General features: G+C 72.0%; 26 protein-coding genes. 15 read left to right on the top strand and 11 right to left on the bottom strand.

Annotated elements, in window-relative coordinates:
• Nucleotides 1–465: 465 nt before the first annotated feature.
• Nucleotides 466–2,091, bottom strand: a complete 1,626-nt coding sequence (locus ACO1BR_RS25720) for a peptide-N4-asparagine amidase (RefSeq protein WP_426797467.1) — start codon at nt 2,089–2,091, stop codon at nt 466–468.
• Between the two features lie 235 nt (nt 2,092–2,326).
• On the opposite strand from ACO1BR_RS25720, the gene ACO1BR_RS25715 reads away from it, so the two are divergent.
• Nucleotides 2,327–3,130 carry a class I SAM-dependent methyltransferase gene (locus ACO1BR_RS25715; protein WP_426797466.1) on the top strand — a complete coding sequence of 268 codons (804 nt, stop codon included), beginning with the start codon at nt 2,327–2,329 and terminating at the stop codon, nt 3,128–3,130.
• 39 nt (nt 3,131–3,169) lie between these two features.
• On the opposite strand, the gene ACO1BR_RS25710 is transcribed toward ACO1BR_RS25715, so the two are convergent.
• Entirely contained in the window at nt 3,170–4,273 is a 1,104-nt protein-coding gene (locus tag ACO1BR_RS25710) for a hypothetical protein (protein ID WP_426797465.1), read from the bottom strand.
• A gap of 38 nt (nt 4,274–4,311) precedes the next feature.
• Entirely contained in the window at nt 4,312–5,379 is a 1,068-nt protein-coding gene (locus ACO1BR_RS25705; protein ID WP_426797464.1) for a hypothetical protein, read from the bottom strand.
• Nucleotides 5,380–5,643: 264 nt separating this feature from the next.
• Between ACO1BR_RS25705 and ACO1BR_RS25700 the strand changes: the two genes are divergently transcribed.
• Nucleotides 5,644–6,387 (top strand): class I SAM-dependent methyltransferase, encoded by a 744-nt coding sequence (locus ACO1BR_RS25700; RefSeq protein WP_426797463.1) that lies wholly within the window; start codon nt 5,644–5,646, stop codon nt 6,385–6,387.
• Between the two features lie 122 nt (nt 6,388–6,509).
• On the opposite strand, the gene ACO1BR_RS25695 is transcribed toward ACO1BR_RS25700, so the two are convergent.
• Both ACO1BR_RS25695 and ACO1BR_RS25690 read right to left on the bottom strand, forming a co-directional pair.
• Nucleotides 6,510–7,112, bottom strand: coding sequence for an isochorismatase family protein (locus ACO1BR_RS25695; RefSeq protein WP_426797462.1), 603 nt, complete (start codon nt 7,110–7,112; stop codon nt 6,510–6,512).
• 158 nt (nt 7,113–7,270) lie between these two features.
• On the bottom strand, nt 7,271–8,254 hold the full coding sequence (locus tag ACO1BR_RS25690) for a GlxA family transcriptional regulator (RefSeq protein WP_426797461.1): 984 nt from the start codon (nt 8,252–8,254) through the stop codon (nt 7,271–7,273).
• 110 nt (nt 8,255–8,364) lie between these two features.
• On the opposite strand from ACO1BR_RS25690, the gene ACO1BR_RS25685 reads away from it, so the two are divergent.
• The 3 genes from ACO1BR_RS25685 (at nt 8,365) to ACO1BR_RS25675 (ending at nt 10,401) form a co-directional block, all read left to right on the top strand.
• Nucleotides 8,365–9,129: a MerR family transcriptional regulator gene (locus tag ACO1BR_RS25685; RefSeq protein WP_426797460.1), complete on the top strand. Its 765-nt coding sequence runs from the start codon at nt 8,365–8,367 to the stop codon at nt 9,127–9,129.
• Between the two features lie 42 nt (nt 9,130–9,171).
• Nucleotides 9,172–9,387: a hypothetical protein gene (locus tag ACO1BR_RS25680; RefSeq protein WP_426797459.1), complete on the top strand. Its 216-nt coding sequence runs from the start codon at nt 9,172–9,174 to the stop codon at nt 9,385–9,387.
• Nucleotides 9,388–9,882: 495 nt separating this feature from the next.
• A complete protein-coding gene (locus ACO1BR_RS25675) occupies nt 9,883–10,401 on the top strand; it encodes a cupin domain-containing protein (protein WP_426797458.1) in 519 nt (172 codons plus the stop codon).
• A 71-nt stretch (nt 10,402–10,472) separates the two neighbouring features.
• On the opposite strand, the gene ACO1BR_RS25670 is transcribed toward ACO1BR_RS25675, so the two are convergent.
• Nucleotides 10,473–11,291: a class I SAM-dependent methyltransferase gene (locus ACO1BR_RS25670; RefSeq protein WP_426797457.1), complete on the bottom strand. Its 819-nt coding sequence runs from the start codon at nt 11,289–11,291 to the stop codon at nt 10,473–10,475.
• A 173-nt stretch (nt 11,292–11,464) separates the two neighbouring features.
• Here ACO1BR_RS25670 and ACO1BR_RS25665 point away from each other — a divergent pair, with 173 nt between their 5' ends.
• From ACO1BR_RS25665 to ACO1BR_RS25655, 3 genes are all read left to right on the top strand, one after another.
• Entirely contained in the window at nt 11,465–12,097 is a 633-nt protein-coding gene (locus tag ACO1BR_RS25665) for a TetR family transcriptional regulator (protein WP_426797456.1), read from the top strand.
• A 101-nt stretch (nt 12,098–12,198) separates the two neighbouring features.
• Nucleotides 12,199–13,746, top strand: coding sequence for an FAD-dependent monooxygenase (locus tag ACO1BR_RS25660; protein ID WP_426797455.1), 1,548 nt, complete (start codon nt 12,199–12,201; stop codon nt 13,744–13,746).
• 325 nt (nt 13,747–14,071) lie between these two features.
• Nucleotides 14,072–15,313: an FAD-dependent oxidoreductase gene (locus ACO1BR_RS25655; RefSeq protein ID WP_426797454.1), complete on the top strand. Its 1,242-nt coding sequence runs from the start codon at nt 14,072–14,074 to the stop codon at nt 15,311–15,313.
• 44 nt (nt 15,314–15,357) lie between these two features.
• Here the strand turns inward: ACO1BR_RS25655 and ACO1BR_RS25650 are convergent, their stop codons facing one another.
• The 3 genes from ACO1BR_RS25650 to ACO1BR_RS25640 all read right to left on the bottom strand — a co-directional run bounded on the left by ACO1BR_RS25650 (nt 15,358) and on the right by ACO1BR_RS25640 (nt 18,425).
• Nucleotides 15,358–15,972, bottom strand: coding sequence for a CBS domain-containing protein (locus ACO1BR_RS25650; protein ID WP_159505476.1), 615 nt, complete (start codon nt 15,970–15,972; stop codon nt 15,358–15,360).
• A 273-nt stretch (nt 15,973–16,245) separates the two neighbouring features.
• Complete coding sequence (locus ACO1BR_RS25645) at nt 16,246–17,694, bottom strand: ATP-binding protein (RefSeq protein ID WP_426797453.1); 1,449 nt, start codon at nt 17,692–17,694, stop codon at nt 16,246–16,248.
• On the bottom strand, nt 17,691–18,425 hold the full coding sequence (locus ACO1BR_RS25640; RefSeq protein WP_426797452.1) for a response regulator transcription factor: 735 nt from the start codon (nt 18,423–18,425) through the stop codon (nt 17,691–17,693). Before ACO1BR_RS25640 ends, ACO1BR_RS25645 begins: the two co-directional genes overlap by 4 nt.
• A 145-nt stretch (nt 18,426–18,570) precedes the next feature.
• Between ACO1BR_RS25640 and ACO1BR_RS25635 the strand changes: the two genes are divergently transcribed.
• From ACO1BR_RS25635 to ACO1BR_RS25625, 3 genes are read left to right on the top strand one after another with little or no spacing between them, the layout of a single operon-like run.
• A complete protein-coding gene (locus ACO1BR_RS25635) occupies nt 18,571–19,932 on the top strand; it encodes a ferredoxin reductase family protein (RefSeq protein WP_426797451.1) in 1,362 nt (453 codons plus the stop codon).
• A 9-nt stretch (nt 19,933–19,941) separates the two neighbouring features.
• Nucleotides 19,942–20,400, top strand: coding sequence for an FMN-binding protein (locus tag ACO1BR_RS25630; RefSeq protein WP_426797450.1), 459 nt, complete (start codon nt 19,942–19,944; stop codon nt 20,398–20,400).
• 34 nt (nt 20,401–20,434) lie between these two features.
• Nucleotides 20,435–21,166, top strand: a complete 732-nt coding sequence (locus tag ACO1BR_RS25625; RefSeq protein WP_426797493.1) for an FAD:protein FMN transferase — start codon at nt 20,435–20,437, stop codon at nt 21,164–21,166.
• 78 nt (nt 21,167–21,244) lie between these two features.
• On the opposite strand, the gene bla is transcribed toward ACO1BR_RS25625, so the two are convergent.
• Nucleotides 21,245–22,162, bottom strand: a complete 918-nt coding sequence (bla, locus tag ACO1BR_RS25620) for a class A beta-lactamase (protein ID WP_426797449.1) — start codon at nt 22,160–22,162, stop codon at nt 21,245–21,247.
• A gap of 143 nt (nt 22,163–22,305) precedes the next feature.
• Between bla and ACO1BR_RS25615 the strand changes: the two genes are divergently transcribed.
• From ACO1BR_RS25615 to ACO1BR_RS25605, 3 genes are all read left to right on the top strand, one after another.
• A complete protein-coding gene (locus tag ACO1BR_RS25615; RefSeq protein WP_426797448.1) occupies nt 22,306–23,313 on the top strand; it encodes a LysR family transcriptional regulator in 1,008 nt (335 codons plus the stop codon).
• A complete protein-coding gene (locus ACO1BR_RS25610) occupies nt 23,310–24,245 on the top strand; it encodes a serine hydrolase (protein ID WP_426797447.1) in 936 nt (311 codons plus the stop codon). The genes ACO1BR_RS25615 and ACO1BR_RS25610 overlap by 4 nt, the downstream gene beginning before the upstream one ends.
• A gap of 92 nt (nt 24,246–24,337) precedes the next feature.
• Entirely contained in the window at nt 24,338–24,943 is a 606-nt protein-coding gene (locus ACO1BR_RS25605) for a hypothetical protein (protein ID WP_426797446.1), read from the top strand.
• Between the two features lie 217 nt (nt 24,944–25,160).
• On the opposite strand, the gene ACO1BR_RS25600 is transcribed toward ACO1BR_RS25605, so the two are convergent.
• On the bottom strand, nt 25,161–25,982 hold the full coding sequence (locus ACO1BR_RS25600; RefSeq protein ID WP_426797445.1) for an AraC family transcriptional regulator: 822 nt from the start codon (nt 25,980–25,982) through the stop codon (nt 25,161–25,163).
• 50 nt (nt 25,983–26,032) lie between these two features.
• Between ACO1BR_RS25600 and ACO1BR_RS25595 the strand changes: the two genes are divergently transcribed.
• Nucleotides 26,033–26,464, top strand: a complete 432-nt coding sequence (locus ACO1BR_RS25595) for a DUF2000 family protein (RefSeq protein ID WP_426797444.1) — start codon at nt 26,033–26,035, stop codon at nt 26,462–26,464.
• Nucleotides 26,465–26,487 lie beyond the last annotated feature (23 nt).

The raw sequence follows: 26,487 nt of genomic DNA, 5'->3' as shown, positions 1-26,487 counted from the left end.
CCTTCCGGGCGGGCAGCGCGCCACTTTCCCGCCCCAGCCCTCCCCTCCCCATTCCCTTGCTGTCAGGGCCCCTTGCACCATCCGACCGGGAATCGGCGTGGCCGACGGCGGACATCGGCCGACACCCGCTCGCCCCCAGGGCAGCCGCAGCGCAGGCACGCACCGCCCGTGTTGCCGCGCCGCGAGAGCGTCGTAGGACACGACCCGTCAAGGGTGCGGGGCCGCTCCCCCGCACTCCGCCGTACCGCCCCGATGCGCTCGCCACGCGCGGGACGCCGATACCTTGCCACACCCCGGCAATCCACCGGAAGGGTGATCGCGGCCAGTTCCGGCGGACGAGGCGGACGACGGCGAGTGGGCGGCACGTGAGTCCGTGCCGCCCACCGGCCAGGGGCCGCAAGTAACCTTCCCTCAGAGGCGGTTCAGCGCCGGACCGCTACGGCCGGGCCCGTCCGGCGCGGACGCTCAGCAGCCGTGCCGGTCCTCCGTCAGTTCGCCCTGGGCCGTGGCCAGCGTCCGGTCGTAGCAGGAACCCGGGCCGTGGAGGCGGTAGCGCTCGCGGGAGACGCCGGTGGCGTGCCGCTGTTCGCGGGGCACGTTCTGGTGGTACGCGGCGTCGCCCGTGTAGGTGTCGTCCAGCCACGACCAGTCGGTGCGCCGTCCGCCCCGCAGCGTGGCGATGTCCGCGCGGTCACCCATGGTCATGGTCGTCCGCAGCCGGTTGCCGGAGTCCACGGTCGTCGCACCGTCCATGGTGTAGGTGCGCCGGGTGCGGGTCGTGGTCGCGGGTCCCCCGCCGCGAACGGTCACCGCCTCGTCGTCGTTCCAGCGCGCTCGGAGCGCGTCGGCGGATTCGTCCGCGTTCCAGCGGTGCACGGAGTCACCGGCGAGCCTGCGGGTGACCGTCGTCGTGACCCGGCCGTGCGAGGTGTCGACGTATCCCGACACCGTGAGGGAGTGCCCGCCCTCGGCCGTCAACCGGCGCTCGGCGCCCGGCTGGTACGCCGTCTTGTCGACGAGGTCGCCCGGCCGGCTGGTGACGAGCGCACCGGTCACCTGCGCCGCCCCGGCGTCCTGCCAGACGAGGATGTTGGTGGGGGTGCTCCAGCCGCTCTGCCCTGCGGGCAGGCCGGTGACCGACACCGCGATCCGGTGCGGGCGCCCGTCGTTCAGCTGCCCGGCGAAGGGGGTGAGGTCGTACTGCACCGGCCGGACGTCGAAGGCGCGCGGGCCCGGGATCACGTACCAGAGGAAGGGGTTGGACCAGCCGCCCGTCCACACGGTGGGGAACGGGGCCGCGATACCGGCGAGCCTGCCGTCCACCGTCACCTGCACCTCGCGGTACGGGCCGTCCTTGGCCTTGCACGAGTACGGTACCGCGGCCGGCACCGTCAGGTACCAGAACTCCTCGCAGCCGCCGCCCGATCCGGTGGCGTACACCTCGGCGACGATCCGTTCGCTGTTGCGCGGTGTGGTCAACTGCCCCTCGTCGGACGGGCCGTTGCTGTGGGCGCCCTGGAGGGTGAGTACCTTGTCGGGGGTGCGGGCCTCCTTCGCCGTTCCCCACGCCGCGTAGAAGGTCAGCGTCGCCTTGACCTTGATGACGCCGGTGTACGTCCCGTCCACGGTGTTGCCGATGAGCATCTCGACGGGCTGCCGCTCGCGGAGCGTGGCGGCGTATCGGGTGACGTCCTTCTCCACCTTCCAGGTGACGCCCTGGGGCGAGGGTTCCGGTGTCGACGTGCGCAGGACCTCCACGCCGCCGATGTGGAGATATCCGAGGCGGTCGAACTGCCGCCCGGCCACGGACCCTTGGAGTTTCAGGACGACCTTGTTCCAGCGGTGCCCGCACGGTCCGGTCCTTGCGGGCGGTATGTAGGTTCCCTTGTAGGGCGTGTAGTCGCGGAATGCGGTGTCGGCGACCGTCACCTGGCACGACGGTGTGTCCGGGACGGACACCGGCGGACCGGCGGTGACCGGATCGTGCCAGTGGGTACCGAATTCGGTGGGCGGCTCCGCTGCGAGGGCCGGGCTCGCGCCCAGCACCAGGCCGGCGACAGCGGCGCACACGGTGAGAAGCACTCGTCTCATGGGTCAGGAGTGAAGCGCTTCGTACTGCCGTGCACCAGTGCCCGGTTGGCCTGATCCGCCGCCCGGCGCGGGAATCCGGTCGACTTGGCTCCGCCGGTGACGCGACGCCGGCACGCCCCTCTCCCCCTCCCCCGATGACGGGCGGAGCGGGCGGAGCCCGCGAAGCGCTGCACGCCCGGACAGCCACTGGCACACTCGGATGGATCGTGATCACCAACCGCCGACGGAGGACGAGTTGAGCAATGACACCCCGCGCGAACGCGACCGTCTGGAAGCCATCCAGCGCAACGTCGACGCGTTCACCACCGGCATCCTTGACGGCCTCCCCCTCCAGACGTCCTGGGACTGCCTGGAACTGGGCGCGGGCGCCGGCTCCATCGCGTACTGGCTCGCCGAGCGCTGCCCGGACGGCCGGGTCGTCGCCGTCGACCTCGACACCCGTCACCTCGACGCCGGCCGGGCCCCGAACCTGGAGATCCAGGAAGCCGACATCACACACGACGCCTACGCGCCCGGCGGCTTCGACCTCATCCACGCCCGTTACCTCTACTGCCATCTGCCGGCCCGCGACGCGATGGTGGAACGGGCCGCCCGCTGGCTCGCCCCCGGCGGCTGGCTGGTCATCGAAGAGCCGTACCACCTCCCCGCGGAGACCTCCCCCTTCCCCGCGGTGCAGCGACTCCTGGCCGCGTATCAGCGCAGGTACCGCGACCACGGGGTCGATATGACCTGGGCGCGCGGCCTGCCCGCCCACCTCGCCCGCAGCGGACTGAGCGAGGTGTCCTTCACCGGGAACCTCGGCTGTATGGGAGGACTCGACAAGGACCGCTGGCGTCCCCTCATCGCCCAGGCGGCCCCCGCGCTGCTCGCCGAGGGCCTCGTCACCGAGGCCGACCTGAACGAGTTCGCCGGTCTGCTGGACGATCCCGCGTTCATCGACATCCCCCAGGTCACCGTCTCCGCCTGGGGGCGCCGCCCGTCACGGGTTCCGGACGCGGAGGCGCCAGTCGACAACGCCGTTTGCCGTCACGGCCGGTGACCACGGGTGGCCACCGGCCGTCCGGCGCACGGGAGAAGGTCAGTCCTCGTTCCCGGCCTCGCCCTTGCGGTGGGTGTTCAGGCACAGCGCCCAGCCGTCGGTGTAACTGTTCGGCGCGGGCGATCCCCCGGCGTGGGCGGCGGCTGTCCAGTAGGCCGGCCCGGCGGCGCCGTCGCGGACCGGGTTTCCCGCGGAGTCGCTGGGGAAGCTGCCGTTGAGGTGGGGGCCTCCCGAGCCCGTCTTCGTGAAGTCGGTCGTCGTCACCCCGCCTCCACTGATGGCCGCTCCCCCACTGATCAGGCTGCCGTCTTCGCGGCGGCAGCCGACGGTCACGGTCTGCCCCGTGGCGGCCCCGTCGGGCCCGCTCACCTCCCGGAAGTGGACCGTCGTGACCGCGTGGCGGACGTTGTCGTGCCCGGCGGTGCAGATCGCGTAGGCGTAGGTGGCGTTGTTCATGTCGCGGCCGCCGCCGATCCCGCCGACGGCCGTCCAGGAGTCGGGGTTGGTCTCACCGTCCGCCGCGGCCTTCTTTCCGAAGTCGTGTGCGGCGTTGTTGAAGGTGGGGAAGCCGGCGATGGGCTTGAGGCTGCCCACGCTCGCCGGGGTGGTGCGGGCGCCGCCGCCGAGCAGGACGGTGCCGGTCGGGCAGGTCGCCGTGACCAGCCGGTCCGACAGGCCGGTCGAGGGACCGGCGGTCTTGTTCATGACCACCTGGGTGTGCCGGATCCGGTGGCCCTGGACGCACATCGCGTAGGGGGTGGTGGAGAACGCGGGGCTGCTGTGGCTCCCGCTCCCGCCGAACGCGAGCCAGTGGGTCACGTCGTGACCGACGACGCCGGGTGTGCCGGTGTACTCGGTGGTGCCGTCGGGACTGGGGGCGATGCCCATCACGTGGTTGCCGTTGGAGTCCGGGCCGGTGCCGATGGCCTGGTCGACGCCGCCGCCGGTGATCAGACCGTGGGCGCAGTCCGCGTGGGACGCGACCCCGGTGAAGGCGGTCGCCGGGCCGACGGTGGCCCCGGGAGTCCGCACGGTGATGCCGGCGGATTCGGCGTCCGCGGTTCCCGGCACCGTGACGACCAGCGCGGCGCCCAGGACCGCCGCCGCCCGCGCGGCGGAGCGCAGCGAGTTGTTGTGCCTCATGGGTTGTTCCTCTCCGAAGTCAGCTGTGAAGTCAGCTGTCAGACACCGTCGTTGGCGCACAGCGCCCAGGCGTCGGTGTGGGTCCCGGCCGATGCCATGCCGCCGGTGTGCCCGAAGGCCGTCCAGTACGCCGCCGTGGTGGTCCCGTCCGAGACCGGGTTGCCCGCGGAGTCGCTGGGGAAGCTGCCGTTGAGGTGGTCGCCGCCGGAACCCGGACCGGTGAAGTCGGTGGTCGTCACGTTGCCTCCACTGATGGCGGCACCGCCGCTGACCATGTTCCCGTCGGTGCCGCAGCCGACGGTCGCCGTCTGGCCGGTGCTTGCCGTGGTCGGGCCGGCCACCTCGGTGTTGTGGACCTTCACCGTGACACCGCTGACGTTGATCCCCGTACCGCTGCAAATGGCGTACGCGTACGTCTCGTTGGAGGTGTTGCCGGAGCCGGCGTCCCACCCGACGGCGGTCCAGGAGTCGGGGTTGGTCTCACCGTCCGCCGCGGCCTTCTTACCGAAGTCATGCGCGGCGTTGTTGAAGGTGGGGAAGCTCCCGATCGCCTTGAAGTTCCCGACACTGGCCGGGGTGGTCCGGACACCGCCGCCGAGCAGGACCGTGTTGGTCGGACAGGTCGCCGTGACGAGGCCGACCGTCGAGGCGGTGGTGGGCGCGTTGACCTTGTTCATCACCACCTGGGTGTGATTGATCAGGTTGCTGCTGAAACACATGGCGTAGGGGGTGGTGGAGTACGCGGGGTCGAGCCTGCCCCCGGTTCCGCCGATGCCGAGCCAGTGCGCCGCATCGGTGCCGACGACGCCGGGTGTGCCGGTGTACTCGGTGGTGCCGTCGGAGCTGGGCGCGCTGCCCATCACGTGGTTGCCGTCCGCGCTGCCGTTTGTCTGGTCGATCCCACCGCCGGAGGCGAGGCCGCTGGCGCAGTCCGCGTGTGTCGATATCTCGGAGTCGATGGCGGTGGGTCCGCTGGTGGCTCCGGGGGTCTTCACGGTCACGGCAACGGTGTTGGCGTACGCGGTTCCTGACACCGTCACGGTCAGCAGGGCCCCCAGGACCAGCGCCTTCCCCATGGCGGAGCGCAGCTGGATTCTCTTCCTCATCGGAGTCTCCCTCCTTTGTCGCCGACCTGGCGAACGAGCGCACACTCTGCCGCAGATGTGAGGTGGAAGTCTCCTGTCGCATGGCACAAGCGAGGGGATTGCCGTCTGTGCGAGGGCACATCAGGCGGCGCTGCGCCTCCCGGGGCGCCGTGCGCGCCCGCACGGCGCAACCCCCGGCGAAGGAGGCGAAGGACGATCTTGCCCCCCGCTACCGACGACGATGCACAGAAGGTGGCCGCACCCCTCCGCCAGGACACTGGCCCCATGACGACGAACCGAGCCCTGTCCTTCGACACCGCCGCCGCCCAGTACGCCGCCAACCGCCCCTCCTATCCCCCGGCCCTCCTCGACGCGCTGGAGGAGACGACGGGCAGGTCCCTGAACGGAGCCCGGATCGCGGACATCGGCGCCGGCACGGGGATCGCCACCGCCCTGCTGTACGACCGCGGCGCGCAGGTCATCGCCGTCGAACCCGGCCCCGGCATGGCAGCCGAACTCCACCGCGCCCTCCCCGACATCCCCCTCGTCCGGGGCGACGGCAACCGCCTCCCGCTGGCCACCGCCTCCCTCGACCTCATCACCTACGCACAGTCCTGGCACTGGACGGACCCCGCCAAGGCCCTCCCGGAAGCCCGCCGCGCGCTGCGCCCCGGCGGCGCACTCGCGCTGTGGTGGAACGGCGCCGACCACGCCGTCGGCTGGATCGCCGAACAGGACACCCGCCTGCGCACCTTCTTCGGCGCGAACGACAGCGCCCACGGCGCGGCCGACCACTCGCCGCAGACCCCTCAGGGTCTCGACGTCGCGCAGCGCACCCTCCACTGGTCCCGCCGCGTCCCCCTCACCACCCACCTCGCCAACCTCGCCAGCCACTCCGCCTTCCTGGTCCGCGGCATGGCCAGCGCCGACGCCTTCCTCACCGACGAGCGCGCCCGCCTCTCCGCCCTCTTCCCCGACGGCACGATCGAGGAGAGTTACGTGGTGCGCCTGACGGTCGCGGTCTTGTGAACACCTTTCTGAACACCCCTGATTCAAAGGGTGGTTGATGAGACTGCGGCAGACTGTGGCTGCGGCACACGCGGTGCGTACGCGAACGGGGTCCTGCCGGGCAGGGGCGATGCGCGGGACGGCTAGGCGGTGAGGTCGTCGACGGTGGGGGCGACGGTGCCGAACAGGTCGCCGATGGTGGTCAGCGCAGCCGACTGGAGGGTGGCGGCGGGTAGTACGGTGCCGTCGGGCGCGGTCAGTGGTCGGGTGGCGGTGGCCTCGGCGACGACGGTGGGGCGGTAGCCGAGGGTGAAGGCGCCCTGGGCGGTGAAGGTGACGCACATGTGAGTCATGAAGCCGGCCAGCACCAGTTCCTCGCCCGCGCCCAGCTCACGCAGCGTCTTCTCCAGGCCGGTGGCGTGGAACGCGTTGGGGAACTGCTTGACCACGACGGGTTCGCCGTCGACGGGGGCGACTTCGGTGCTGATGGCGCCGCTCTCGGCGCGGATGTCGTAGGGCGTGTTCTCGCCGCCGTCGTTGACGATGTGGATGACCGGAGTGCCCGCGGCCCGGGCGGCGGCCAGCAGCCGGGCCCCGGCCGCGAGCGCCGGCTCGGCGCCTTCGAGCGCCATCACGCCGGTGCGGTAGGCGTTCTGGAAGTCGATCATGATGAGGGTGGTGTCGGCGAGCCGGGGCAGCCGGCTGTCGAGGCCGATCACGTCACGCAGGGTTGCGGATGCGGTCATGGCGGAGCTCCTTGTGAGCAGGGGTGAGGGCGGGCACCACTCGGCTGGACGGCGCGGCCGTACGACTGGGCAGTGCCCGGGAGACGAGGAAACGGGGGACCGAGGAAAGGGGAAACAGGAAATCGGGGAAACGGGGAAACGGGGAAACGGGCAGAGGTTCAGCCGGTGGCACGGAAGCGGCGGCGGTAGGCCGCCGGGGTGGTGCCGATCTGCTTGCGCAGCGCCCGGTGGAGGGTTTCCACCGAGCCGAATCCGCAGGCGGCGGCGACCTGTTCAAGGGGCCGGTCGGTGCTCTCCAGCAGGCGGCGGGCCGCCTCCACCCGGGCGGCCTCGACGTACGCGGCCGGGGTGGTGCCGGTTTCCTGGCGGAAGACCCGGGCGAAATGGCGCTCGCTCAGGCACATCCGCTCCGCGAGGGCCGCCGCGGACAGTTCGCCGTCCAGGTGCTCGGCGATGAACATCCGCAGATCGTCGATGTCCCGGCGTGTGGTGGGGGGTTGGCTCAGCGGGACGGAGAACTGGCTCTGCCCTCCCTGGCGCTTGAGGTACATGACCAGCTGCCGGGCCACCGCCAACGCGACCTGCTCGCCCAGGTCCTCGGCCACCAGTGCCAACGCCAGGTCCATACAGGCACTGATACCGGCCCCGGTCCACACCTTCCCGCACCGCACGAAGATCGGATCGGGATCCACCGTCACCGCCGGGTGGTCGGCCGCCAGCTGCGCGGCCGTCGACCAGTGGGTGGTGGCAGTCCTGCCGTCCAGCAGCCCGGCCGCGGCCAGCAGATGGGCGCCCACACACACCGACGCCACCCGCCGGGCCAACGGCGCGGCCGTCTTCAGCCACGCCACCACGTCACGGTCGATCCGGGCGACCGGCCCGCCGGGGTGCAGATCCACCGCGCCAGGCACCAGCAGCGTGTCCAGCACACCATCGACCTCGGCGAACGAGAGGTCCGCGACCAGCCGCACACCCGCCGACGTGGTGACCACGCCGGGGGTCCGGCCCGCCAGCTCCACGCGATAGCCCGCCCGGCCGCCGGTCTCCCGGTTGGCCAGCGCGAACACCTCGGCCGGACCGGTGACATCGAGCAGGTCGACATCGGGAAAGACCGCGATGACGACGCGGCGGGTTGTGGACATGCCCCCATCCTCACTCCGCACGCGCAGGACCACAATGACGGCGTTCTGTCACATCCGGACAGGGACGACGGCCTTGAACCTCACGTGGCGTCAGGCGGCATGGTTGGCACATGGCCTTCGAACAGACATGGAAGGTCGGGGCGCTCGCCACGGCGAGTGGACTGACCGTTCGTACCTTGCACCACTGGGACCGGATCGGGCTGCTCAACCCGTCGCGCCGTACGGTCTCCGGGCATCGCGAGTACACCGAGCAGGATGTGATCCGCCTCTACCAGGTACTCGCCCTGCGTCGCCTGGGGTTGGGACTGGAGTCCATCGCCACCTGCCTGGACGCGGGTGTCGACCCGGTGCGGCTGGTGGGCAAGCACCTGTCCGACGTGGAGGCGGCCATCGCCTCGCTGGATGCTCTGCGGCAGCGGTTGACCCACATCCACCGTGAACTGAGCCACGCACGCGAGCCGGGGACTTCCGCGCTGATCAGCGTGCTCCAGGCCATGCGCGGTACCGGCTCGGCGGCCGACCAGGCACTGCGGCGCCACGTCGACGACGACCAACTCCAGGCGCTGCAGGACCGGGCCGGCGCGCTCGGCCCCGCCGCCCACTACCTCCTGGAGATCGAGTGGCCGGAGCTGTACCGCCGGGCCGAGGCCCTCCGCGTGGCGGGGACGGATCCGGCCGCGCCGGAGGTGCAGAAGATCGTGGCCCGCATGGACGAACTCAGCGCGATGTTCACCGGGGGCGACGGCACCCTCACGGCCGCGGTGCGCTCCGCCTGGCAGCACGAGCCGGCCGCGATGTCCGCAGACCCCACCGCGCCGGCCGATGCCTGGCAGGACCTGACCACCTACCTCGACCGCGCCCGCTCGGCCTCATAACCCCGTCCCCGTACCGTTTCGTCCCTTCCCCGAGGAGCAGCCATGCCCCGCACCGTCCACCTCCGCATTTCCCTCTACGCCGCGCTGCCCGCCCTCCTGCCGGCCCTGGTCGTCCTCTCCACCATGGCGATTGCCGGCCTGGTCCCCTGGACGGTCCCCCCGTCCGTGGCCCTGGCCCTGGCCGTCCAGTCGCTGGTCACGTTCATCCGCCTCGGGCGCATCCCCGACACCACTGCCGGCGCGAGTCGCCGGGCGTGACGCACAACTGCAGCGCAGGGCTCACCGCCGGGCCCACGAGAAGCCACCCTCCTGCTCCGCTCTGCTCAACCCTTTACTCGGCAGCCGATGGTTCCGCTTGAGGCGTCGAATCTGTGGGCCTTGGGGTGCTTTGCCGTTCCGTCCTGCATGCGGTCAACGCTTGTCCAGGCGCTCCCACGCCGCCGAGGGCCGACCGGACCACAGAGGAGGAGTCCGGGAAGCCCAAAGAAGGTGAAGTGCCGGGCACACCAGTCCGCAGCACGCACAACTCACCCAATCGACACCGATGTTGAGGACTGCGGCGCCAACCGCTCGCACACGGCCGGGACGCACCCGAGCGGCACCAAGGCGGCGCGGCGCAGCCCGTCGCACCGCGCGAATTGCCCCACCGGAACGGGCAGGGATTGCACCGCTCACCGGGTCTTTTCGCTCCTAGAGTCGTACTCACCACGACAGCGACAGCGACAGTGGCATCGGACCGAGAGGACCCACACCATGAGCAGCGACAACATCACGAACGCCGCCAACGCCGGCTTCGACACCGTTCTCACGCGCGGAGCGAACGCCGAAACCGCCAGCGACCCCAGCAGCGTCATGACGCTGCTGGCGGATTCCGACACCACCGGCGGGCTGCTGACCAGCTACCGCTCCACCTTCGCCAGGGGTGCGGTCGGCGCGCCCGCTCACTTCCACACCCGCGCCGCCGAACTGTTCTACGTCATCGACGGCGCCCTGCGAGTGCTGGTGGACGAGGAGATCACCGTGCTGAACGCCGGGGACTTCCTTCTCGTGCCCCCGAACACCCCGCACGCCTTCGCCGCCGCTCCCGGGCACGAGGCCGACGTCCTGTTCGCCTTCACGCCCGGCCTGGCGCGCTTCGACTACCTCCGGCTGCTGGGCCGGGTCATGCGCGGTGAGGCGAGCCCCCAGGAAATCAAGGACTCCTCCGAGCGGTTCGACAACCACTATGTCGACAGCCCGGTCTGGCGCAACGCACTCAACGCCACGCACTGATCCATCGTGCCGAAGCCGATGTCGAAGCCGAATCCGAAGCTGCGGCCCGCGGGCGGGACATCCCACATTCCCTAGTCCAGTGGCTTCCGCCCCCAGGCGGAGATCAACGGTGCCGTCGCGGTGTCGAGGCGCCCGGACCCGATGTTCGCCAGATGCTCCGCGATCTCCTCGCCGGTCGCCAGCCCGCTCTCGATCAGCCGATCGCGGATCTGCCGCACGGTCGCGGCCTCCAGCACGCTCCCGGCCGGAGAGGTGATGGGGAAGTACGCGTCCGCCTCGACAGCGGCCAGTCCCGCCGTACGCAGCAGCCTGGGAAGCGTGCGCCCGAAGGCGAGTTGCGCGCCCCGTTCCGCGAGCAGCGCGCGAAAGCCGCGCCGGATGCGGTTGGCGAGCTCCTGCTCGGGGCCGTACTCATCGGGGCAGGCCAGCGGCTGCAGCGCCGGATCGGCATCCTCCACCAGCAGCCACCCGCCGGGCCGCAGGGCCCGCACCATGGCCCGCAGCGCGGCCTCGCGCTGCGGCACGTGCACCAGGACGAGCCGCGCGTGCACCAGGTCGAACGGCCCCTGCGGCGGCTCGTCGGCGGCCACGTCGTGCCGTACCACCTCGTACGGCGCCCCGGCACGCGGCATCCACGACGTATCGAGATCGGTGGCCAGCACCCGGCCCTGCTCGCCGACCCGCTCGGCCAGCCACCCGGGGATGCTCGGGCCGCCCGCCCCGACCTCCCAGCAGCTCCACCCGTCCGCGATCCCCAGCGCCCGCAGCCGCCGGAACGTCCCCGGATCGAACAACTCCGCCAACGCCGCGAACCGCTCCCCGGCCTCGGCTTGTTGGTTGTCGAGCAGATACCTCTTGCCGTGCGCTTCGGCCGCTTCATAGTCCGTCACCGCCCGAAAGTAACAGGGCGATCCACGGACCGCGGAGAGGGGACCGGCGCACCGCCCGACGTCCCCTATGGACCCGGCCTGAGGTGCCGATGCAAGAAAATTTTTGCCATACCGGCAATTTTACCGTTTATGAAATCTTGCCCCCTCGGCAAGATTCGCTCTACGCTGCACACATGGCACCTGAAGACGAGGCCCGCACGGCCGAGCAGCCCGGACTCCGCGAGCGCAAGAAACGGGAAACCCGGGTCGCGCTGAGCCAGGCCGCGATCCGGCTCTGCGTCCTGCACGGCTGGGCCGATGTGACGGTTGATCAGATCGCTACCGAGGCCAACGTCTCCGTCCGCACGTTCCGCAACTACTTCGGCGGCAAGGCCGAGGCGATCGCCGCCAGCCACCTGGAGCGGATGCTCCGGGTCGCCGACGACCTGCTCGCCCGCCCGGCCGGCGAACCGCTCTGGGACGCGCTGCTGCACGCCCTCCTGGGCCAGTTCGCGCCCTCGGGCAACTCCGCGCCGCAGAACGACCGTTGGCGCGAGGGGGTGCGGTTGATGCTGGCCGAACCCGCGCTGGCCGGTGAGATCGTCAAGGCCAACGCCGCCGCCCAGCAGGAGTTGGCCAGGGCCGTCGCGCGACGCACCGGCACCGACGCCGAACGCGACGTCTACCCGAAGCTGGTCGCGGCCGTGGTCGCGGCCGGCAGCGGGGTGGCCGTCGAGCACAGCCTGCGCGCCGACGAAACCGCGCCGCTCGGCGCGGTCCTGGCCCAGGTCTTCGAGCAGCTCGCCGCCGGACTGCCCGTCCCGTAGCGCCTGTCCGGCAGGTCGGGCCCAGGCGAAGAACGGCGACCGGCTCGCTTCGGTGCCGCCCTTTCCGTTCGCACCGTTCGCACCGTTCGCACCAAGGAGACATGACCGTGATATCCGACGTGATCATCGTGGGAGGCGGCCCGAACGGGCTGATGCTGGCCTGCGAACTGAGCCTGGCCGGCATCCGCCCGATCGTGCTGGAGCAGCTCCCGCGGCCCAGCACCGAGCCGAAGGCCAACGGCCTGCTCGGCCAGGTGGTGCGACTGGCCGACCACCGCGGCCTGCACGCGCCGCTCAGCGGCAGCCCGGAGCCTCCGCAGCCGAACTCCGCGTACTTCATGTTCGCTGCCATGGGTCTCAACCTCGGCCTGCTGGACGCCAGTCCGGTCTATGCCCTGGCCGCCCCGCAGCACCGGATCGTCGAGGTCCTGGAGGAGCGTGCCCGCGCACTCGGCGTCGACCTGCGGCGTGGGCACCGGGTCGGCGCCGTCGCGCAGGACGCGGACGCCGTCACCCTCGACGTCACCGGCTCCGACGGCGACCGGCGACTCCGCGCCCGCTACGTGATCGGAGCGGACGGCGCGCACAGCGTGATCCGCAAGCTCTCCGGGATCGGATTCCCCGGTGTCAGCTACGACCGCCGCACCAACCGCACCGCCCACGCCACCGTCCCGGCCGACTGGGTCGACCCCGTCAGCGGCGCCCTCACCCTTCCCGGCCACGGGCCGGTCCTGCCCTTCCTGCCCCACCGCACCGAGCAGGGCGGCTTCTCCTACGCGCCGTTCCCCGGCCGGCCGCCGCTGGTCAGTACCACCGAGTGGGACCAGCCCGCGACGGACGAGCCGATGACCCTGGCCGAAATGGAGTCAAGTGTCCGCCGGGTACTGGGTGTCGACCTGCCGCTCGGCCCGCCGGACGGAGCGGGCCCGCATGTGCTGCGACGGCTGGCCGGCGGCAACACCCGGGTCGCCGACCGGTTCCGCGACCGCCGGGTCTTCCTGGTCGGTGACGCCGCCCACGTCTACGCCTCCGGCGGCGGCCCCGGGCTGAACCTCGGTCTGCAGGACGCCGCCAACCTGGGCTGGAAGCTCGCCGCCGCGCTGCACGACACCGCTCCGCCCGGCCTGCTCGACAGCTACGACACCGAGCGCCGCCAGGCTGCCCGCCGCATGGTCCTCAACGCCGAGGCCCAGTCCGCGCTCACCGCGCCGGGGACCGACACCACCGCCCTGCGTGAACTCTTCGGCGAGCTGCTGACCCGCAAGGAGGTCGTCCAGCACCTCGCCGACCTCACCGCGGGCACCGATGTGCGGCATGAGATGGGCGTCACCGATCCCCACTCCGCAGTGGGCTATTTCGCACCGGAGTTGGAGTTGATCACGGAGACGGGGAAGGTCCGGGTGGCCGAACTCTCCCGTGGCGCCCGGCCGTTGCTGATCGATCTGACCGAGGATCACTCGCTGTCGGGAGCACTGACGGCGCGGCAGGACGCCATCGACCTCGTCACCGCACACGGCGGCCCGGCCGACATCACCGGCCTGCTGATCCGCCCCGACGGCTACGTGGCCTGGGCCTGCGGCTCACCCCGCCCGGACCAGGCCGAGTTGACCGAGCTGCGGGCGGCCGTCCAGCGCTGGTTCACGGCCTGAACCGCAACCGCCCCGCGTCGCCGGCCCCGGAAGCCCGGCGACGCGGGCGCGGATCCGGTCCGCCCGGGGCGGCCGGCGCCGGGACGGGCAGAGCTGGCGCGCGAGCCTCCCGCCACCTCGGTCCCTTCCTCTCCGTACTAGTGCACCGCCCGCCTGACCGCCCGCCTGCCCCGACTCGCGCTGTCACAGTGCGCCACAGGTCCGCGGTACACCCATCGTGCGGCTCCCACACACCAGGGCACTAGTGCACCACCCGCACAAGTCCCCTGCGCAGCAGCGGATTTACGCTTGCCTAGTACGCGTTTACGCCGTACATTCACTGCCCATGAGGAACACCGACATACTCATCTCCGGTGCCGGCATCGCCGGCACCGCGCTGGCGTACTGGCTGCGCAGGGCCGGCTTCACCGTCACGGTCGTGGAGCGCGCACCACAACCACGGCCGGGTGGCCAGACCGTGGATCTGCGGGGCGCCGGCCGCACCGTGGTCACGCGCATGGGGCTGATGGACCGGGCGCGGGCACTGAGCGTCGATCAGCGCGGCCTGGCATGCGTCGACGCGTCCGGCCGCATCACCGCCCAGTTGCCGGCGGACAGCTTCGGCGGCGAGGGAATCGTCTCCGAGATCGAGATCCTGCGCGGCGACCTCGGACGCCTGCTCTATGACGCCACGGTGCCGGAGACCGAGTACGTCTTCGATGACACCATCACCGGGCTCGACCAGGACGACGACGGGGTCACCGTCACCTTCGAGAAGACCGGCCCACGCCGGTTCGGGCTGGTCGTCGGTGCGGACGGGCTGCACTCGGTCGTACGGTCCCTGGCCTTCGGGCCGGAGTCGGAGCAGGTCCGCCCGTTGGGCGTCTACACGGCGTGGTTCACCGCCGTCGAGGAGCTGGAGCTCGACGGCTGGTACCAGATGTACAACGTGCCCGGTGGGCTCGTCGCCTCGGCTCGGCCCGGCCGTCGAGCCGGCGAGGTCAAGGCCGGCCTCAGCTTCCGGTCGGCACCGATCGCCTACGACCGCCGCGACATCGCGGCGCAACAGGACATGCTGGCCCGACGCTTCGCCGGGGCCGGATGGGAAGTGCCGCGGCTGCTGCGGGCGATGCGCACCGCGTCGGACTTCTTCTTCGACTCCATGGGCCAGGTGCACCTCGACAGCTGGGCTCGCGGCCGGGTGGTGCTGCTCGGCGACGCCGGCTACTGCCCCACGCCACTCACCGGCCTCGGTACCAGCCTGGCCCTGGTCGGCGCGTACGTGCTGGCGGGTGAACTGTCCTCGGCCGACGGCGATCACCGCATCGCCTTCCGGAACTACGACGCGACCATGCGCCCCTATGTCGACCAGGCCCAGCAGTTGCCGCCCGGAGGCGCCGCGGGATACGCGCCCTCCAGCGCACTCGCCATCCGGTTGCGGGGCCTGTCGATGCGCTCGATGACGCGCTGGCCGATGCGGAATCTGCTCGCCGCGCAGTTCGCCAAGGCCGGAGACATCGCGCTGCCGGACTACGGCCTTCATGCGGTCGGGGAACAGCCGGCGTCATCTGCCGGGACGGGGCGCTGAATCACAACGTTCCGCCTGAGTCGCCCGCTTGACGATCGGTCCGGTCAGCCACCACCGCGTTCGGCCATGTCGTCCTCCAGGGCGTCCAGCCGGTTGATCACCTCGACCACACCGTCGACGCTCTCGCACAGGCGCACCGCGACGGGGACCAGGCTCCTGCGCTCCAGGGCGCCGCTGAGCGTCACCGTGCCCTCGGCGACGTCGACCGTGACGGCGGAGGGGGCGACGCCCAGTGTGCGGGTCAGTACGTCCTCCAGGATCTCTTCCTGGATCGCGCGGTCCCGCCGCAGGAAGAGCTGGACGAGGTCGCGGCGGCTGATCACGCCGATGAGCCGGCCGGATTCGTCGACCACCGGCAGCCGCTTGACCCGCTTCTCCTCCATCGTCCTGGCCGCCCGCACGGCGCTCCACTCGGGCCGCGCCACCACGGCAGGGCTCGTCATGATCGCACCGGCGGTGGTGCGTCCCCGCTCCTCGGACGGCCGGCGCAGCAGATCGGCCTCGGAGACGACTCCCACCGGCCGCTCGTCCTCGTCGATGACCGGAACCGCGCTGATGTCGTACTCATGGAGCAGACGCGCGATCTCCCGGAACGGGGTGCCCCGCTGGGCGACGACGGCGTTGGGGGTCATCAGATCGGCGACGCTGCGATGCCGCATGCGGTCCAGTCCCTTCTCGACGGGTTCAGTGCGTACGAGCCTGTCGCGTCCGGTTGCCCGCAGGCAGGGCCGGGTGGCCCTCGGCGGAGCCGTCGGTGGTCCCGGCATGCCGGCGGTCCCGGTCGGCCGTCGGGTCGGTTCCGGCCCGTCGACTGCTCGGTCGCGGGAAGGACGCACGTCTGCGCTTCGTCCGCACCGTCATGATATGTGCGGTATTGGAGGGGTGGCAGCCGGGCCCAGGGGGAGTGCGGAAGGCCGGGGCGATACCGCGGGTCAGCGGGCCTCGGAACCGAACGGGGCCCGGGGGAAGGTCACGGTGAACTCGGTGTGCCCGGGGCGGCTGTTCATCACGACCCGTCCGCCGTGCGCGGTGACCACCGCGTCGACGATGGCCAGCCCCAGACCGGTGCCCCCCGCCGCCCGTGAGCGACTGTGGTCGACCCGCACGAAGCGGCCGAAGACTTCGTGCTGGACCTCGTCGGGCACGCCGGGGCCGTCGTCGGCCACCGTCAGCCGGGTCCCCTGGTGGTCGGCGTCCAGCCGCACCGTCACGGCGGTCCCCGGTGGGGTGTGCATACGGGCGTTGGCGAGAAGGTTGCCGACGACCTGGTGCAGGCGGTGGTCGTCGCCCACGACCGTCACCGCCGTCTCGGGGAGGTCGAGCAGCCACCGGTGCCGGGGGCCGGCCGCCCGCGCGTCGTCGGCCGCGTCGATCACCAGTCGCGTCAGATCCACCGGCTGGCGCTCCAGGGCGCGGCCGGCGTCGAGACGGGCGAGCAGCAGCAGATCGTCCACGAGGCGGCTCATCCGCTCCGACTCCGACTGGATCCGCTCCAGGGAGCGCCGGACCTCGCCGGGCACCGGCCCCTTGTGGCGGAGGGCGAGTTCCGCATGGCCGCGGACGTTGGCCACCGGGGTCCGCAGCTCATGGCTGGCGTCGGCGGCGAAGTGCCGCAGCCGTTCCTCGCTCGCCTGGCGACGTTCCAGGGCGTTGCCCACGTGACCGAGCATCCGGTTGAGGGAGGTGCCGACCTGCCCGACCTCGGTGTGCGGTTCGGCCACCGGCACGGGCTCCGGCATCGCGACCTCGCCACTGGCCAGCGGCAGTTCGGCCACGCTCGCGGCCGTGGTCGTCACGCGGCGCAGCGGACGCAGCGACAGCCGTACCCACAGGGCGCCCAGGACTCCGGTCACCACGAGGGCGCCGCCGAAGACCGCCGCCTCGACCGCCTCCAGCTGGTGCACCGTCTCCTCGACGGGGCGCAGGGGCAGGCCCGTGATCAGGACGTCGCCGTCGTCGCCCAGGACCGCGTTGACGCGGTAACGCCCCAGTGTGGACAACCGGATGCTGTGTCCGGAGCCGTCGGACGGAAGGGCGGCCAGCGCCCGGCGGTCGTCAGCGGCCAGCGGCACCGCGGCATCCGTCCGGTCCCGTACGACGGCCGCCTGGGTCGGGGTGTCGCGCAGCAGCCGGGCGCCGAAGGTGCCCTCGGACTGGCCGCGGGTGTCCGGCTGGTTGTCGGCGTCCGGTTTGGCCTCGTGTTCCAGGCTCGCCGCGAACCGGCCTGCGGACGCGGCGAGCTGCTGGTCCAGGCGGCTCACCAGGAACCGTTCGAGCGCGACGACCGTGGTGACGCCGACCGCCAGGCAGGCCAGCGCCAGGAGCGTGACCAGGCCGGCGGTGAGCTGGCTGCGCAGGGTGCGGGGGACGAGCCGGATCACGCGGGCTCCGGCTTGAGGACGTATCCGACGCCGCGGACCGTGTGGATCATCGGGGTCCGGCCGGCGTCGATCTTCTTGCGCAGATAGCTGATGTACAGCTCGACGACGTGTGCCCGGCCGCCGAAGTCGTAGGACCAGACCCGGTCGAGGATCTGCGCCTTGGACAGCACCCGCCGGGGGTTGCGCATCAGGAACCGGAGCAGCTCGAACTCGGTGCGGGACAGCTCGATCAGTTCACCGCCGCGGACGACCTCCCTGGCCTCCTCGTCCATGACGAGGTCCCCGACGACCAGCTGGTCGCCGTGCGGCTCGTGCGCCATCCCGGCCCGGCGCAGCAGACCGCGCAGCCGTGCCGCCACCTCTTCCAGGCTGAACGGTTTGGTCACATAGTCGTCGCCGCCCGCGGTGATGCCGGCGATCCGATCCTCGACGGCGTCACGTGCGGTGAGGAAGAGGACACAGACCGTCTTCAACTCCTTGCGCAGCAGGTGCAGCACCTGGAGGCCGTCGATGTCGGGCAGCATCCAGTCCAGGACGACGGCGTGCGGGCGGAAGGTCCTGGCCACCGCGAGCGCGGAGGCGCCGTCGGCGGCGCTGCGGACCTCCCAGCCCTCGCCCGCCAGGGCTCCGGAGAGCACCTCGGTGACGTCCGGCTCGTCGTCGACCACCAGGACGCGCAGCGGCGAGCCGTCGGCGCTGTGCAGCGGGGCAGGGGTGCGGTGCGTGTGCATGGTGCCTCCAGCATCCCCCGCCCAGGGGCGTGCGCGGGTATGAGCCAGCTCTCAGTTTCCTGTGAATCCCGAGGTGGGGGCGCCGCTCAGAGGATCTTCAGAAGTTGCGCTGCGACGCTGGCGCGGACCCCGGAAGGGAGGTCCCATGAGCACCATCTCGCACACCCGCCGCGATGCCCCCGGCAGCGCCCCGCCCCGCCGGCTGCCGCCCCTGGCGCCGCTGCTGGCCCAGGGCGCCGTCTGGGCCGGTGCCGCCGGTGTCCTGGCCCTGTGGTGGACGGGCACGGCGTCCGTGGTGGGTCCGGCGGGGTGGCTCACCGGCGCCGGCCGGATCACCGGACTGCTGGCCGGCTACGCCTGCGCGGTGCTCGTCGCGCTGATGGCCCGCGTTCCGCTGCTCGACCACACCCTGGGCACCGACCGCCTCGCGCGCTGGCACGCCATGGCCGGGCGCTACACCATCTCGCTGGTGCTGGCACACGCCCTGATGATCACCTGGGGCTACGCCCTCACCGCGCGGGGCGGTGTACTGCACGAGACGGCCACCCTCGTCTTCACCTACCCGGACATGCTCAAGGCCACCGCGGGCTTCCTGCTGCTGATCGTCACCGGTGTCGTCTCGGCGCGCGCCGCCCGCCGACGGATGAGCTACGAAACCTGGCACTACCTCCACTTCGCCACCTACCTGGCCATCTTCCTCGCCTTCGGCCACCAGCTCTCCAACGGCGCCGACTTCGTGGGCCGGCGGCCGGCCCAGCTCGGCTGGTACGCCCTGTACGGGGCGGTGGCAGCGCTGATCGTCTGGTACCGCTTCGTGGTCCCGGTACGACGGGCCCGGCGCCACCGGCTCCGGGTCACCGAGGTCCGCCCCGAGGCCCCGGGCGTGGTGTCGATACTCCTCACCGGGGAGCGACTGGCCGAACTCGGCGCCCGGCCGGGCCAGTTCTTCCGCTGGCGGTTCCTGGCACCGGGCCTGTGGTGGACCGCCAACCCCTACTCGCTCTCCGCACCGCCGCTCCCCCACCAGCTGCGCATCACGGTCAAGGAGGCCGGCGGGCACAGCGCGGCCCTGGCCCGGCTGCGGCCCGGCACCCGGGTGTGGGCCGAAGGCCCCTACGGCGCGTTCACCGAGGCGCGCCGCCGGTCGGCGAAGGTGCTGCTGCTCGGCGGCGGCGTGGGCATCACCCCGCTGCGTACGCTCTTCGAAACCCTCCCCGGCGAGGTCACGCTCATCTACCGGGCACGGCGCCCGGAAGACCTCGCCCTGCGCGCCGAGCTCGATGCGATCGCCGCCGCTCGCGGCACGGCCGTCCACTACTTCGTCGACGAACCGGTCGCGTACTCCGCACCGCTGACCGCCCGCGCACTGAAGTCCCTGGTCCCCGACCTGGCCGCGCACGAGGTGTATCTGTGCGGTCCGCCCGGCATGACCAGCGCTGCCCGACGGGCCCTGCGCGGGGCCGGTGTGCCCCAACACCGCATCCACCACGAGTCGTTCGCGTTCTGAGGAGCCACTGTGCGCCGAGCCGTTCTGACCGCAGCGTCGACCAGCGCACTGGTCGTCCTGCTGCTGTCCCTCAAGCCGCACCAGCCCGCCGGCCTGACCGGTGACCTGGCCCAGGGGGGCAGCGCACCGTCCCCGGCGCCCACCGGCCGTGCGACCCAGGGCAGCCACCCGGCGAGCGGCAAACACCCGGCCAGCGGCACCTTCACCGGCGCCCCGGTCGACACCCGCTACGGCACCGTGCAGGTCGCCGCCACCGTCAACGTGGGCCGGCTGACCGCCGTCAAGGTGCTGCAGGCCCCGTCCGACAACGGCCGTGACCAGGAGATCGCCGCCTACGCCCTGCCGCGCCTGACGCAGGAGGCGCTGAGCGCACACGGCGCCGCCATCGACGCGGTGTCCGGCGCCAGTTACACCAGCGCCGGCTACATCCGGTCGCTGCAGAGCGCCCTGGACAAGGCCGGTGCCTGAACCCCGGCACGGGCTGCGCCACGTCGAGCGGGCCATGGGCACCGTCTTCTCGTTCGACATCCGCGACCCCCGCACCCCCGCCATCGACTCCGCCCTGGGCGACGCCGTCGCTTGGCTGCACCACGTCGACGAGGTCTTCTCGACCTACCGGGCCGACAGCCCCGTCAGCCGGCTCGCGCGCGGCGAGATCGGACTCGACGAGTGCCCCGCGGAGGTCCGCGAGGTCCTCGACCTCTGTGAGCGGGTGGAGCGGACCAGCGGCGGCTGGTTCAGCACCACCGCGAACGGCAGCCTCGACCCGACCGGGCTGGTCAAAGGCTGGGCGGTCGAACGCGCCGCGCAGATCCTGCGGGCCGCCGGTGCCCGGCACAGCTGCGTGAACGGCGGCGGCGACCTCCGGCTCAGCGGAGCGGCGGCCCCCGGTGTGCCCTGGCGCATCGGGATCGCCCACCCGCACCGGCCGGGCGAGCTGTGCACCGTCGTCACCGGACGCGACCTGGCCGTCGCTACCTCGGGCACCGCCGAACGCGGGGCCCACATCCTCGATCCGCACACCGGCACCCCCGCGACCCGTCTCGCCTCGGTCACCGTCGTCGGCCCCGACCTCACCACGACCGACGCCTACGCCACGGCGGCCTTCGCCATGGGCCCCGGCGCCCGGGACTGGCTGGAAGGGCTCGACGGTCACGAGGGTTTCGCGGTCGCGCCGGACGGCGGGACCTGGCACACCCGCGGGTTCCCGGGAACGCCGGGCGCGGCCCGGTAGCCGCCACCGTCACAGCGAGCACCACCATGGGCTCCCGGATCGGCGCCGGGGACGAGGGACGGTGGGAGGGGCGGGGCCCTACTCGCCCGGGGCGAGGGTGTCCGCGACGATGCGCGCCGCGGCGGCGATCGGCGCGTTGTCCACCGGAGCGTTCCGGGTGGCCTTCGTCGACAGTACGGCCAGCACGATCGGTGTCTTCCGGGTCGTCCAGGCGACGCCGATGTCGTGGGCGCTCGCGTAGTCGCCGGTACCCGTCTTGTCCGCGACGACCCAGTCCCGCGGCAGCCCGGCGCGGAACCGTTCCTCGCTGGTGGTGTTGCCCTTCATCCAGGTGACCAGTTGCTCGCGATCGGCGTCGGCCAGTGCGCGCCCCACCGTCAGCCGCTCGCAACTGCCGCCGATCGCCTCGGGGGTGGTGGTGTCGCGCGGGTCGCCAGGGAGGGCGGAGTTCAGGTCGGGCTCCCAGCGGTCCAGACGGCTGACCCGGTCGCCGATCGAACGGAAGAAACGCGTGAGGCCGGCCGGTCCCCCGATCTGGCGCAGCAGGAGGTTCCCCGCCGCGTTGTCGCTGTACTGGATCGCCGCGGCGCACAGGTCGCCCACCGCCATGCCGGTGTCCACGTGCTGTGCGGTCTTCGGGGAGTTCGGCAGGATGTCCGCGGGCGGGTAGTGGATCACCTTGTCCAGCGGCGCGCAGCGTGCCTGGTCCCGCAGGACCGCGGCGGCGGCGAACGCCTTGAAGGTCGAGCACATCGCGAACCGCTCCTGCGCGCGGTAGGCGACGGCCTTCCCGGTGCGGACGTTGCGGGCGTACACACCGAGGCGGATCGCGTACCGCCGCTCCAGCTCACGCAACTCGCGTTCAGCGGCCCTCTGTTGGGGGACGGAGGCGGCCGAGGCCGCCTCCGACGTCGCGGCGGTGGTGAGCAGGGCGGTGGACACCGCGAGGCCGGTCTTCAGAAGGCCGCGCCGCGGCAGAGGGGTGGCACTGGTCATGTGCGGAGGTCTCCCGTACTCGTCGTCAGTTCCCCGAAGCTCCGGCTCCGCGGAGCTTCGACGGGGACAGCGAAACAGCCGGACTCCATCCATGTCCAAGAGTGAACTTTGAAGGACTCATAACTTCTTGATATGACTGCTGCGTGGACCTGCTCGCGCATCTGGAGGCGTACGTCGCGGCCGTCGACGAGGCGAGCTTCTCGCGCGCGGCCGAGCGGCTCGGGATCGCCCAGCCGCTCCTCAGCCGGCGCATCAAGACGCTGGAGGAGCACTTCGGCGGCCAGCTCTTCGACCGCTCGCGGCGCCAGGTCGAGACCACCGAGCTCGGCCATCTCCTCCTGCCCTACGCCCAGGACGTGCTGGACCGGGCCCAGCGGCTGGGGCACGTCGCCCGGTCCGCGCGGCAGTCGGCGGTGCACGCCGTCGGCGTGCCTGCGGACTGCGGGCCTGCCGCACTGGCGCGGATCATCCGAGCCGGAGCCGAGCGCGACGTCACGCTCGCCGTGCGGGAGCTACCTCCGGACGAGCGCGTAGCGGGTCTGGCCGACACCTCGCTGGCGTATGCGCTGGTACGCGTCGCCCCGGAGAACGCCGCGCTGCGCGTGCCGCTCGGCCTGGCGTCCGCCCCACCGCAGCCACCGGACGGTGCCGCCGCCGGCCCGCCCGAGGCGCACCGGCGGACTCGTCGGCGGGCGATCCATCTGGAGGATCTGCGGCCCCGGCGCGGCGGCGGTGCGCTGCGCGAGCGGCGGGCCGCCATGCCGATCCTCACCACGGCCGAGGATCAACTTCCGGCCGCACAGGACCGGTTGCGTCGCGCTGTCGCGCGGGCCGGGTTGCCGGAAGGCACGGTCCGACCGGCCGGGCCGACGGCGACCGCCCTCGCCGAGACGCTCGCCGGACAGGTGACGCTGCTGTGCACCGAGCCGTTCGCGCGGCGGCACGGCGCGAACTGGGCGCCGTTGGACGACGCCTCGCTGCACCGCGGGTACGACACCGGCGCGGCACGTCGCCCCGGGGCCGCGGCGCACGTACCGGGCTGGCTGGTCCCCCTGTTCGCCGCCGCGGTCGGCGCCGCCGCGACCGTCCCCACCACGGCATCCGTGGCCGCGGGCGAGGACGCCCCGTCCCGACTGGCGGCGCGCGGATGAGCGCCGCCCCCGCCCACCGCCCCGTCTACGTCGCCGACGACGTGGACCTCCTCGGTGTCGCCGAGACGATCGCCGCCGACTGGGCCGCCCTCGGCGTCCGCGGATCGTTCCTCGCCCGCCACCTCGACACCGGCGAGCAACTCGGCTTCGCCGTCGACGAACCGGTACCGCTCGCCTCGGTGGTCAAGGTCCCGCTCGCCCTCGTCGTCCTGGACCGAATCGCGACCGGGGAGCTGGACGCGGCGCGGCCCGTGACCGTCGACCCGTCCACGAGCAGTGTCGGACCCACCGGGCTGGCGGCGTTCCGCCACCCGGCCACCGTCGCCGTCGGCGACCTCCTCCATCTGATGCTCTCGGTGAGCGACAACGCCGCCGCCGACGCGTTGCTGGACCTCGTCCCGGTGACGGACGTCGACGCCCGCCTGCGCGCCTGGGGGTGCTCCGGCATCCGGATGCGGCACCGGCTCCACCGCATGTACGAATGCGCCGCCGGCGCCGTGGGCAACGACTTCTCGCTCGCCCTGGAGTTGGCCATCCGTGACGACCACTCGGGGCGGCACACCATCGAGACGCTGGACCCCGCGCACGCCAACCTCGGCACCGCCGCGGCTCTGGTCGACCTCCTGCGACGCGTGTGGCAGGACGGCGTCGCCCACCCCGAAGCAACCGCGGAACTACGCCGGTTGATGGGACATCAGGTCTTCACGCAGCGGCTGGCGAGCGAACTGCGCGCGGACACGCTCCGGTGGCACGGCAAGACGGGCACCTTCCTGCACCTGCGGCACGAGATCGGCGTGGTGGAGACGTCCGGCGGCGACCGGGTCGCGATGGCGGCGCTCACCCGCTCCGACCGCCGGGCCAACCTGGCACCCGACATCGACCTCGCCGTCGGCACGAGCGCACGACACGCTTTCGAGGCCCTGCGCCACTGACCGCCGCGGCAACTGACCACCCCGGCACGGGCATCCGGCCACGCCGCACAGCCCGCGGCACCCTCACCACCCACCATGGCAAAGTAGCCCGTATGTCCCTCTCCACCACTCGCACCCGAAGACACCTCGGCGCTCTGCTCCTCCTCAGCGCCGCCATACCCCTGACCGCCTGCGGTCAGCAGCGCGTGGCCGCCCGCACCCCCGGCACACCCCACAACTCCAGCTCCTCCGCTTCCGGCGCTTCCGCTTCCGGCTCCTCCCCTTACGTGGAACCCGGAGCCCACGACGGAGCCCCGCACTACCGCGAGAACAACGCCGGCCGCCAACCCCGCGACATGTCCCCCGGCAGCAAAGCCGACGCCCAGCGGGAAGCGGACCGCATCGACCCCGTACTCAAAAGTCTCTGGAAACAGGGGAAATGGGACCCCGGCAGCGTCCGCTCGGCGCTGCTCGCACTCGGGTACAAGGAGCAGCGCACCAGCCCCAAGGGGGAGCGGCTCGGCGGGCAGCTGGACGTGCGGAGCATGGAACCGCGCTTCAAGGACGACCACTACGTCACGCCCCCAGGCGCCCGCATCGGCCTCCGCGTCCACCAGGACGCCTGCGTCACCGCATTCGTGCAGAAGACCAACTACCAGGTCCAGGTCAACGGGCCGTACCTGGAATCCGGCTGCTTCGAACCACCCTTCGCGCACTGACGACGACATACACAGAAGACTGGCCGATCACACCGCGCGCTGTCAGGTCATCCGCACACTCCCGGCCGAACCCCCAGCCGACCTCCCAGCCAAACATCCAGCCGAACTGACCTGTGATCTCCCCGGGTTCACCGACGACCGGGACCCACGCACTCCGCGGCACACCACCCACCCCGACCGCCCCGACCATCCCGACCGTCCGGCCGTGGCCCCGCGGTCATCGCCCCGGGCGGCGTTCCAGGGCGACGGCCTTACGGGCGTAACGGCCGGGGGTGATGCCCACATGCCGTTTGAAGTGGCGGGTGAGGTGCGACTGGTCGTGGAATCCGACGGCGGTCGCCACCTCCGCGGGCGGCCGGCCGTCGAGGAGCAGCCGTCGGGCCCGGTCGATACGGCGGGCCATCACGTACTGATGGGGAGCGATCCCGAACGCGCCGCTGAAAGTCCTTACGAGGTGCGCAGGATGGGCGTGGACCAGCTTCGCCGCCTCCTCCAGCGTGAAGCCGTGGAGCAGCCGTTCGTCGAGGAGATCCCGCAGGCTGTCGGCCAGTCCGCGGCCGGTCCCGGGAGGACGGGTGACGAGCCGGGGCCGCAGATGACCGCGCAGCCGTTCGCCGATCAGGGCCAGGCGGCTCTCCGCTTCCAGCTCGTCGCCCGCGTGCGCCAGGGCCGTGTGCAGCTGTCCGACGCGGCGGCGTAGGAGCGGATCCGCCAGGTCGGGGCCGTCTACTGCGGGGCCGATGAAGCTCTCGTCCAGCTGGGTCAGGTCCAGATAGAGCACCCGCTTGCGAAAGCCCTGCGAAGTGGCGGGTGAGCCGTTGTGCGGCACCTGCGGCGGAAGCAGGGAGACCGTGTCGTGCGGGGTGCCGCGCTCGCGGTGGTTCAGGTCGTAGCGCACCGCGCCGTCGTCGACGATCAGCAAGGTCCACACGTCGTGGACGTGCATCGGGTACGCGTGGTCGGTGAAGTGGGCATGGAAGACCTCCACGACACCCGGCACCCGCGGGCGCCACGCGGAGATCTCCTGCCGACTGTCCATGCAAGGAACGTACAAGACGGTCCGGCGGCGCGATCGGCAGGCTCGGGGGTATGACGACAGAGATCAGTCCCGTACGTTTCGACACCAAGATCGCCGTTCTGCTGCGCGAGGACCTGGCGCCCTGGCAGCGGCTGAACGTGACCGCCTTCCTGGTCAGCGGGCTCGGCACGCAGCTTCCCGAAGTGATCGGCGAACCCTATGCCGACGCCGACGGCACCACGTACCTGCCGATGTTCCGCCAGCCGGTCCTGACCTTCGAGGGGACGAAGGAGACCCTGACCGCCGCACACGGCCGCGCCCTGTCCCGCGCGCTTCCCCGATCGGTGTTCACCTCCGACCTCTTCGCCACCGGCAACGACCGTGACAACCGCGCGGCCGTACGGGCCGTACCGAAGGACCAGTTGGACCTGGTTGGGCTTGCCGTGTACGGACCGCGCAACGCGGTCGACAAGGTGCTCAAGGGCGCCCGTATGCACCCTTGAGCACCGTGGGCCCGCGCCGCAAC

Origin of the sequence: Streptomyces sp. YGL11-2 (assembly GCF_050054615.1) — a bacterium.
In the GTDB taxonomy this organism is placed as follows: domain Bacteria; phylum Actinomycetota; class Actinomycetes; order Streptomycetales; family Streptomycetaceae; genus Streptomyces.
Note: the sequence above shows the minus strand (reverse complement) of the source record. Positions and strands in the feature narration are given on the sequence as shown.